Source organism: Curtobacterium sp. MCBA15_005, assembly GCF_001864855.1.
Taxonomy (GTDB): Bacteria; Actinomycetota; Actinomycetes; order Actinomycetales; family Microbacteriaceae; genus Curtobacterium; species Curtobacterium flaccumfaciens.
The window spans coordinates 114667-123617 of sequence record NZ_MJGL01000056.1 but is presented as its reverse complement, the minus strand read 5'-3'; the positions used below and the strand labels follow the sequence as shown (position 1 = coordinate 123617).

10 protein-coding genes are annotated in these 8951 nt (G+C 69.6%); 8 read left to right on the top strand and 2 right to left on the bottom strand.

The genetic code is table 11. The annotated features are described in order from the left end of the window. Window positions 1–49 precede the first annotated feature (49 nt). Window positions 50–1390 (bottom strand): aspartate--tRNA(Asn) ligase, encoded by a 1341-nt coding sequence (gene aspS, locus BIU89_RS14235; protein WP_027466337.1) that lies wholly within the window; start codon window positions 1388–1390, stop codon window positions 50–52. Window positions 1391–1747: 357 nt separating this feature from the next. Between aspS and BIU89_RS18660 the strand changes: the two genes are divergently transcribed. Together BIU89_RS18660 and BIU89_RS14225 are read left to right on the top strand one after the other, a co-directional pair. Next, window positions 1748–1900, top strand: a complete 153-nt coding sequence (locus tag BIU89_RS18660; protein ID WP_175475034.1) for a hypothetical protein — start codon at window positions 1748–1750, stop codon at window positions 1898–1900. Beyond that, entirely contained in the window at window positions 1897–2124 is a 228-nt protein-coding gene (locus tag BIU89_RS14225) for a hypothetical protein (RefSeq protein WP_071247424.1), read from the top strand. The genes BIU89_RS18660 and BIU89_RS14225 overlap by 4 nt, the downstream gene beginning before the upstream one ends. Here BIU89_RS14225 and BIU89_RS14220 read toward each other — a convergent pair. Further along, the gene (locus tag BIU89_RS14220; RefSeq protein ID WP_371830603.1) at window positions 2101–2502 is read right to left on the bottom strand and encodes a MerR family transcriptional regulator; all 402 of its coding nucleotides are present in this window, start codon (window positions 2500–2502) and stop codon (window positions 2101–2103) included. The two genes, BIU89_RS14225 and BIU89_RS14220, sit on opposite strands and share 24 nt — an antisense overlap. Window positions 2503–2543: 41 nt before the next feature. Between BIU89_RS14220 and BIU89_RS14215 the strand changes: the two genes are divergently transcribed. The 6 genes from BIU89_RS14215 to ccsB all read left to right on the top strand — a co-directional run bounded on the left by BIU89_RS14215 (window position 2544) and on the right by ccsB (window position 8873). Next, window positions 2544–4037, top strand: a complete 1494-nt coding sequence (locus BIU89_RS14215) for a SulP family inorganic anion transporter (protein ID WP_071247421.1) — start codon at window positions 2544–2546, stop codon at window positions 4035–4037. A gap of 67 nt (window positions 4038–4104) precedes the next feature. Beyond that, window positions 4105–4761: a histidine phosphatase family protein gene (locus BIU89_RS14210; RefSeq protein ID WP_071247418.1), complete on the top strand. Its 657-nt coding sequence runs from the start codon at window positions 4105–4107 to the stop codon at window positions 4759–4761. Then, the gene (locus tag BIU89_RS14205; protein ID WP_071247415.1) at window positions 4758–5396 is read left to right on the top strand and encodes a TlpA family protein disulfide reductase; all 639 of its coding nucleotides are present in this window, start codon (window positions 4758–4760) and stop codon (window positions 5394–5396) included. Before BIU89_RS14210 ends, BIU89_RS14205 begins: the two co-directional genes overlap by 4 nt. A gap of 45 nt (window positions 5397–5441) precedes the next feature. Continuing rightward, a complete protein-coding gene (locus BIU89_RS14200) occupies window positions 5442–6140 on the top strand; it encodes a cytochrome c biogenesis CcdA family protein (protein ID WP_071247888.1) in 699 nt (232 codons plus the stop codon). Then, window positions 6124–7848, top strand: a complete 1725-nt coding sequence (resB, locus tag BIU89_RS14195) for a cytochrome c biogenesis protein ResB (protein WP_232536504.1) — start codon at window positions 6124–6126, stop codon at window positions 7846–7848. The genes BIU89_RS14200 and resB overlap by 17 nt, the downstream gene beginning before the upstream one ends. A 5-nt stretch (window positions 7849–7853) precedes the next feature. Next, window positions 7854–8873, top strand: a complete 1020-nt coding sequence (gene ccsB / locus BIU89_RS14190) for a c-type cytochrome biogenesis protein CcsB (protein ID WP_071247885.1) — start codon at window positions 7854–7856, stop codon at window positions 8871–8873. Window positions 8874–8951 lie beyond the last annotated feature (78 nt).

Below are 8951 nucleotides of genomic sequence, written 5' to 3'. Positions count from 1 at the left end.
CGACCATTGCTGCTCACCATGTGCGCGGCGGCGCCGCGCAGCGCGGGACCTACGGGGTCAGGCGCGTCGGGCCACGGAACAGGTACGTGACCTCGCGGATCGACGGCTCACCGAGCATGAGCATCAGCACGCGCGCGAGGCCCATGCCGAAGCCGCCGTGCGGCGGCACGCCGTAGCGGAAGAAGTCGAGGTACCAGCCGAGCTCCTCCGGGTCGAGGCCCTTCTCGACGGCCTGCGCCTCGAGCACGTCGACGCGGTGCTCACGCTGGGCACCCGTGGAGATCTCGGCGCCGTTGAAGATGAGGTCGTAGCTGTTGGTGACCGACGGGTCGCCGGGCTTCCGCATGTGGTAGTACGGCCGGATCGAGGCGTCGTACTCGGTGACGAACACGAACTCGGAGCCGTGGTGCTCCTTCGCCCAGGCGGCGACGCGGCGCTCGCCCTCGGGGTCCAGGTCACCGTCGGCGCGGACGACGTCGTAGCCGCTGTCGGCGACGATCTTGCGCGCGTCGGCCAGGGTCACGCGGGGGAACGGCGTCGCGGGGACCTGCAGCTCGAAGCCGAAGACCTCGGCGATGTCCTTGCCGTACTTCTCCTTGACGGCGGTGATGCCGGCGACCAGGACCTCTTCGTGCATCGCCATGACGTCCTCGTGGGACTCGATCCACGAGAACTCGGCGTCGACGCTGGTGAACTCGGTGGCGTGGCGGCTCGTGAACGAGGGGTCGGCGCGGAAGGCGTCGGCGATCTCGAACACGGCACCGAAGCCGGCCGGCTGTGCCATCTGCTTGAAGTTCTGCGGCGACTGGGCCAGGTAGGCGGTCGTCTCGAAGTACTCGAGCTGGAACAGCTCGGCGCGCGACTCGGACGCCGACGCCATGAGCTTCGGGGTGTGGATCTCGATGTAGTCGCGGTCGACCCAGTACGTGCGGAACGCGTGCTCCAGCGTCGTCTGGATGCGGAAGATCAGGTTCTGCTTGCGGTTGCGCAGGTCGAGGAAGCGCCAGTCGAGACGCTTGTCGAGCGACGAGTCGTCGGCGATCGGGGTCTCCGGGATCGCTGCGCTCACCACCTGCAGCGCACCGATCTTGACCTCGAGCCCGCCGAGCTTCACGCGCTCGTCGTGCTTCAGCGTGCCCGTGACGTGCACGAAGGTGCCGTGTGCCAGGCCGGAGATCTCGTTGGTGGTCGCGAGCGCGGACTGTGCGGCGTCGTCGCCGTCCTCGGCCTCGCGCGTCGCCGGGTTCACGAGCTGGACGGCGCCGGTCTCGTCGCGCAGCACGACGAACTGCACCTTCTTCTGGTCTCGGACGGTCTCGACCCATCCGGCCACGGAGACGGGACCGTCGGGGAGGGCTGCCAGGTCGGCGATGCGGGTGCGTTCGATCACGGTGGTCGAGTCTAACCGTCTGCGTCCGGGGGCGTGGGCGGCAGGGTTCCTCCCTCCACACGGCCGCCTGCGTCCGGCGTTCTCCACCGAATGCCGGGAGGCCCGTGGCGGCGCGCGTGGACTCCGTAGCGTTCTCGACGTGGCCGGGTCGCGGGACGAGAGGGGGACCGGGTGGGGACGGGGACAGGGGAGCTCGCGACCTGGCCGCCTGCGGCGGTCGCGGTGGTGGTGGCGGCACTGTGCACGACGGCGTTCACGCTGCTCGTGGCGTTCGTCGGTGGGCTGTGGGCGGTCATCCGGTGGCGGCGGGACGTCGCGCGGGAACAACGGGACCGGGCTTGGTCACGATCTGTCTGAGTGGTCGACCACGTCACGGATGCGGACGTGGGTCGCGTCGAGATCGGGAGACTCGTCGCGGGAGCGATGTACAACATGCAGGTTCTTCGCGAGGCCGACGAGGTCATCGGCAAGCTCGTGCTGGAACTGGTGACGGAAGAGGAGCAGACATGACGCAACGGGACCCGGTGAAGGCCTTGTTCGTGCGGCGGGACGAGGAGTGGAAGGCGAACGTGCGCAGACGGCACTGGTTCCGGCCATGGCGAGCACGTCGGGTGATCGCCGAGCACGATCGGCTGCGGGCGATGATGGAGGAGATGGCCGAGGCCAAGCGGGAACGGAGTCGTCTCATCGCGGCCGGCGTGCTCGAGGGTTCAGGGGAGCGAAGCGCGGAGTGACCCGAGCGTGCCGATGAACTCCTCGGCCATGCCGGCCCGTTCGACGAGCTTGGCGTGGCGGGCTCGGGCGTCCTCGAGGTACGCGTCGAGGCGGGCCGCCAGCGCTGGTTCGTCCTCGGGGTCCTTCGTCGCGAGGGCGTCGACCACGCGGAGCAGCTCGGCCATCTCGTCGAGGGTGAACCCGAGCGGCTTCATCCGGCGGATCACGAGCAACCGTTCGAGGTCCTGCGCCGTGTAGACCCGGAACCCGCCGGTGGTGCGGCCGCTCGGTACGAGCAGCCCGACCTCGTCGTAGTGCCGGATGGTGCGCAGGGACATGCCGGCGCGGTCGGCGAGTTCGCCGATGTGCATCGTGTCGGGGACGTCGCTGGTGCTCACGGGTACGACTCTACTCTCACGTGAGGGTAGAGTTCCGATCGATGTCCGTGATCACACACGCGCCGACGGCCCCGAGCGTCCTCGCCGCCCTCCGCTCGCCCCGCATGCTCACCCGAGAGGTCCTGGCCGGCATCGTCACCGCGCTGGCCCTCATCCCCGAGGCGATCTCGTTCTCCGTCGTCGCCGGGGTCGATCCCGCGGTCGGGCTGTTCTCGAGCGTCGTCATCGCGATCGTGATCTCCATCGTCGGCGGTCGCCCGGCGATGATCTCCGCCGCAGCCGGCTCGGTGGCGCTCGTCATCGCCCCGCTCGTCCGGGAGCACGGGATCGAGTACCTCGTGCCCGCGATCGTGCTGGGTGGCGTGTTCCAGCTCGTGCTCGGGTTCTTCGGGGTGGCACGGCTGATGCGCTTCATCCCGCGCAGCGTGAACGTCGCGTTCGTGAACGCCCTGGCCATCCTCATCTTCACCGCCCAGCTGCCGAACCTGCTCGGCGACGACGTCCCGTTCGTCGTCTGGCCGCTGACCGTGCTCGGCATCGCGATCATCGTCGGCTTCCCGTTCCTGACGAAGGCGGTCCCCGCGCCGCTCATCGCTGTGGTCGTCGTCACCGGCCTCACGATGGTGTTCAGCATCGCCGTGCCGACGGTCGGCGACGAGGGCGCCCTGCCGACGGCGCTCCCGGGCTTCGGCGGCATCACGACGCCGTTCACCTTCGAGACGCTGCAGATCATCGCCCCGTACGCGTTCGGTGTCGCGATCGTCGGCCTGATCGAGACCCTGCTCACCGCGCAGCTCGTCGACTCCATCACGGAGACAGGCTCGAGCAAGTGGCGCGAGTCGTGGGGTCAGGGCGTCGCGAACATCGCGTCCGCCTTCTTCGGCGGGACCGGCGGCTGCGCGATGATCGGCCAGACGGTGATCAACGTGAAGACCGCGGGTGCCCGGACCCGCGTCTCGACCTTCGCGGCCGGGGTCTCGGTGCTGGTCCTGACGATCGTGCTCCACGACCTCGTGGCCCAGATCCCGATGGCGGCACTGACGGCGGTCATGCTCATGGTCTGCGTCGCGACCTTCGACTGGCACAGCATCCGTCCGCGCACCCTCCGACGGATGCCGCTCGGCGAGACCGCCGTCATGCTCGTCACCGTCGTGGTGGTCGTCGTGACCGAGAACCTCGCCACCGGGGTGCTCGTCGGCGTGGTCGTGGCGGCCCTGGTCTTCGCCCGACGGGTGGCGCACGTGGTGACCGTGGTCCGCGAGCTGGTCGACGACCGCACCGTGCGGTACCGGGTCCGCGGGGCGCTGTTCTTCGCCTCGTCGAACGACCTCGTCACACGGTTCTCCTACGCCGAGGACCCGGAGCACGTGATCATCGACCTGGCCGACGCCCACGTGTTCGACGCGTCCACGGTCGCGGCGCTCGACGGGGTCGAACAGCGATTCGCGAAGCACGGGTCGAACGTCGAGGTGGTGAACCTCGACACGGGGTCGATCGCGCTGCACGGGCGGCTCTCCGGTGAGCTCGGCGGCTGAGTGCTTCCGCATCCGGTGAATCACCTGAGGGGGCGGTGGGAACCGCGGGCGACCTACACTGGAACCCATGCCCGCGACCCGTCTCCACCTCGTCCGGCACGGAGAGGTGCACAACCCGGGCCGCGTCCTCTACGGCCGGCTCCCGGGCTTCGGGCTGAGTGACCTCGGCACGCGGATGGCCCAGGCCTCCGCCACCGCCTGGAAGGACGCCGGCGTCGACGTGCGTCGGATCGTCGCGTCCCCGCTGCAGCGCACGCAGGAGTCCGCCGCGCCCTGGTCGGCCGCCTACGGGCTCGACGTGACGCTCGACGAGCGCCTGATCGAACCGACGAACCGCTACGAGGGGCAGCCCCCCGGGTTCACGAAGCGCTCGCTCGGCCGCCCGGCGGAGTGGCCGTGGATCGCGAACCCGCTGCGTCCCAGCTGGGGCGAGGCGTACGAGTCCATCGCCAACCGCATGCTGGCGGCGATGACCACGGCGTGGGAGAGCGTGGACGAGGGCGACGTCGTCCTGGTCAGCCACCAGCTGCCGATCTGGATGGTCCACCGGAAGCTCGCGGGGGAGCCCCTGTGGCACGACCCGCGCAAGCGCCGCTGCGACCTGTCGAGCATCACCACCGTCGAACGTGCGCCCGCCACGTCGACCGGTCGGTTCACCGAGGTCGGGTACGCGGACCCCGCGCAGGAACTGCGCGCGACCGCCGTCGACGAAGGAGCAGTGTGAACAGCACGAGCAGTGTGCGCGTCATCAGCAAGCGGTTCGCGGTCCTCGCGGCGACGGCCGTGGCCGCCGTCCTGGTCCTGTCCGGCTGCTCGTCGGACAGTGGCGGCATCGCGAAGCAGTACGGCAACGGCACGACCCAGAACTACATCTCCGGCGACGGCGCCGTGACCGAGGTCTCCGCGAAGGACCGCACCGACCCGGTCACGTTCCGGGCCGAGGACTCGAACGGCGACACCGTCTCGTCGAAGGACCTCCGTGGCAAGGTCGTCGTCCTGAACTTCTGGTACGCCAGCTGCCCGCCGTGCCGTGCCGAGGCGAAGTACCTCAACCAGGTGCACGACGAGTACGCCGACGCCGACGACGTCGCGTTCATCGGTGTCAACGTGCGTGACGAAGCAGCGACCGCGGCCGCCTTCGAGCGCACCTTCGACGTGCGGTACCCGACCGTCCTCGATCAGCGCACGGGCACGATGCAGCTGGCGATGTCCGGGCAGATCGCACCGAACGCGGTGCCCGCCACGATCGTCCTCGACACCAAGGGCCGCGTCGCCGCCCGGGTCCTCGGCGCGATCGACGGCACGAGCATCCTGAAGACCCTGGTCAGCGACGAGCTCGACGCCGGCAAGGCGTCCTGACCCGTGACCTCCAACCCCTTCGCCGACGCGATCCTGAGCGGCCAGATGGCCGTGGCGCTGCCCGTGGCGGCGCTCGCCGGGCTCGTGTCGTTCCTGTCCCCGTGCGTGCTGCCGCTCGTTCCGGGGTACCTCGGGTACGTCGGCGGAGTCGCCGAGGGCGGGCAGCGTCGGGGCCGGGTGGTGCTCGGCGTGCTGCTGTTCATCGCCGGGTTCACCGCGGTGTTCGTGGCGTACACCACCGTGTTCGGGGCGCTCGGCTTCTGGCTCGTGCGGTGGCGCGACCTCATCACGCAGATCCTCGGGGTCGTCGTGATCGCGATGGGCCTGGTGTTCGTCGGTCGGTTCACGTTCCTGCAGCGCACCATCAAGCCCAGCTGGACCCCGGCCACGGGGCTCCTCGGTGCCCCCCTGCTCGGCATCGTGTTCGGCCTCGGCTGGACCCCGTGCCTCGGCCCGACCCTGGCGGCCATCAACCTGCTCAGCGTGCAGTCGGGCAGCGCCTGGCAGGGCATGTGGCTCGGGGTGGCGTACTGCCTCGGGCTCGGCATCCCGTTCGTCCTCGTCGCCCTCGGCGCCGGCTGGGCCACGGGGGCCATCGCGGCGGTGAAGCGTCACATGCGCACCGTCAACATCATCGGAGGAGCGATCCTGATCGTCATCGGTCTGCTCATGGTCACCGGTATCTGGTCGGCCGTCATGTCGAGCGTCGGGGCGGTGATCCAGAGCTTTGTCCCCGCGGTCTGACCTCAACGAGCACATCCCGACGGGCGCAGGCGACGGGGCCGACAGCGCCTCCGACCCGCAGCGGCCGTCCGACCACGTCGACGGCTCCGGCCCCACCGACGGCGGCGTCAACCAGCCGAAGCTCGGCTTCGTCGGGTACCTCCGGTTCTTCTGGCGGCAGCTGACGAGCATGCGCACGGCGCTGTTCCTGCTCATGCTGCTCGCCCTCGCGGCGATCCCGGGCTCGCTCGTCCCGCAGCGCACCGCCGACCCGAACGGCGTCGTGCAGTACAAGGCCGACCACCCGCAGCTCTACCCGGTCCTCGACAAGCTCCAGGTCTTCGACACCTACACCTCGGTGTGGTTCTCCGCGATCTACCTGCTGCTCTTCATCTCGCTCATCGGCTGCATCGTGCCCCGCACGAAGCACCACTGGCAGGCCCTGCGGACCCGTCCGCCGAAGACCCCCGCGCGCCTGACGCGACTGGCGGGCTTCCGCACCGTGGCGGTGCAACCCGACGCGATGATCGACGGGACGACCGGGATCGACGCGACCACGGGCCTCCCGTCCGCCGAGCACGCGGTGACGCGTGCAATGGCGATCCTGAAGCGGTCCGGGTACCGCGTCGAGCGGTTCGGCGACTCGGTGAGCGCGGAGCGCGGCTACCTGCGCGAGACCGGCAACCTGGTGTTCCACGCCGCCCTCGTCGGGGTGCTCCTGGCGGTCGGTGTCGGCGGCGGTTTCGGCTTCACCGGACAGCGCCTGCTGGTCGAGGGGCAGACCTTCTCGAACGTGCTCGGCTCGTACGACTCGTTCAACCCCGGTCGCTGGTTCCAGCAGACCGACCTCAAGGGCTACAACCTGCGCCTCGACAAGTTCGTGACGAAGTACGAGGAGCGCAACCTCGACGCCCTCGGCCAGGCGCTCGACTACTCGGCCACCGTCACGAGCACCGAGAAGGGCGGCGAGCCGAAGACGAGCCGCCTCGGTGTGAACGACCCGCTGCACGTCGGCGGCACGAACGTCTACCTGCTCGGCAACGGCTACGCGATGCAGGTCACGGTGCGTGACGGCGACGGGAACGTGGCGTTCAAGGACGTCGTGCCGTTCCTGCCGGAGGACGCGAACTACACCTCCACCGGCGTCATCAAGGTGCCGGACGCGAAGCCGGACCAGCTCGGCATGGTCGGGTTCTTCTACCCCACGGCATCGAAGCTCGCGAGCGGCGCCTACTCGAGTGCCTACCCGGACACCCAGAACCCGCTGCTGACGCTGCAGGTCTACACGGGTGACCTCGGGCTCGACAGCGGTGTGCCGCAGAGCGTGTACACGCTGAGCACCAAGGGCCTCGACCAGATCGCCGGTCGGCAGTCGGACACCGCGAGCATCGCGCTCGAGCCCGGCCAGACGAAGAAGCTGCCGGAGGGCGCCGGGTCGATCACCTTCGACGGCGTCAAGCGGTACGTCTCCCTCGACGTCCACCACGACCCCTCGCAGCTCTGGGTGGGCGGGTTCGCCCTGCTCTCCACCCTCGGTCTGCTCACCTCGCTGTTCGTCCCGCGGCGCCGCGTCTGGGTGAAGGTCGTCCCGCGTCGCGATGCGCAGGGCGGCGAGTACGACCTCGAGTACGCCGGACTCGCACGCGGCGAGGACCCGAACCTCGAACGGGCCGTCGCGGACATCGCACAGCGCCACACGTCGGACCTCGGAGTTAGGATGCCCCAGTGAACGACATGACCACGAACCTCGCGACCTACTCGGTCGTGCTCACGTACTCCGCGATGGCGGTGTACGTGGTCGCGTTCATCTCGTTCGCCCTCGACATGGCCAAACGCTCCGGCGAGGTCACGGCCGCCGCGAAGAACGCGGACGCCGACGACAGCTCGTCCGACGCGGCCAGCGCCGCGTCGGCACGCGGCGCGAAGACGGTCGCGACCGTCCGCGGCGGCACCGTCGTGCTCGAGCAGGTCGCCGCACCGCCGTCGGGTGGCTCGGCCGGCCGCGGCACGAAGTTCGAGCGCGTCGGCATGGCGATGACGATCCTCGCGCTCGTGCTGCACGTCGCCTCGGTCGTCCTCCGCGGCATCGCGGCCGACCGTGTGCCGTGGGGCAACATGTTCGAGTTCTCGCTGACCGGCACGGCGCTGATCACCCTGATCTTCCTGCTCGTGCAGTTCTGGCAGAACCTGAAGTTCCTCGGTGTCTTCATCACCGGCCTGACGATCATCCTGCTCGGCATCGCGACGGTGAACTACTGGGTCCCCGTCGTCCCGCTCCAGCCGGCCCTGCAGTCGTACTGGCTGGTCATCCACGTCTTCGTGGCCATCGCCGGCACCGGGTTCTTCGCGCTCGGCGCGGGGCTCGCGGTGGCGCAGCTCGTGCAGACGTACCGCCAGGGCCGCACGGCCTCCGGCAAGCTCCGCTTCATGGCGACGCTGCCGGACGCCGACCGGCTCGAGGTGCTGACCTACCGCGTCCTGCTCGTCGGCTTCGTCCTCTGGACCTTCACCCTCATCGCCGGTGCGATCTGGGCGGAACGCGCCTGGGGTCGCTACTGGGGCTGGGACACGAAAGAGGTCTGGACCTTCATCATCTGGGTCGTCTACGCGGGCTACATCCACGCCCGTGCGACCCGTGGCTGGCGCGGTGCGCGGTCGTCCTGGCTGGCCCTCATCGGCTTCGCTGCGGTGATGTTCAACTTCTCGGTCGTGAACGTCTTCTTCAAGGGCCTGCACAGCTACTCGGGGCTGTGAGCCGCATGGGTCGCTGATGCGGCCCTGGTCGCGACCACGACCGGACGGGAGGCACGGTGCCAGCTGGCACCGTGCCTC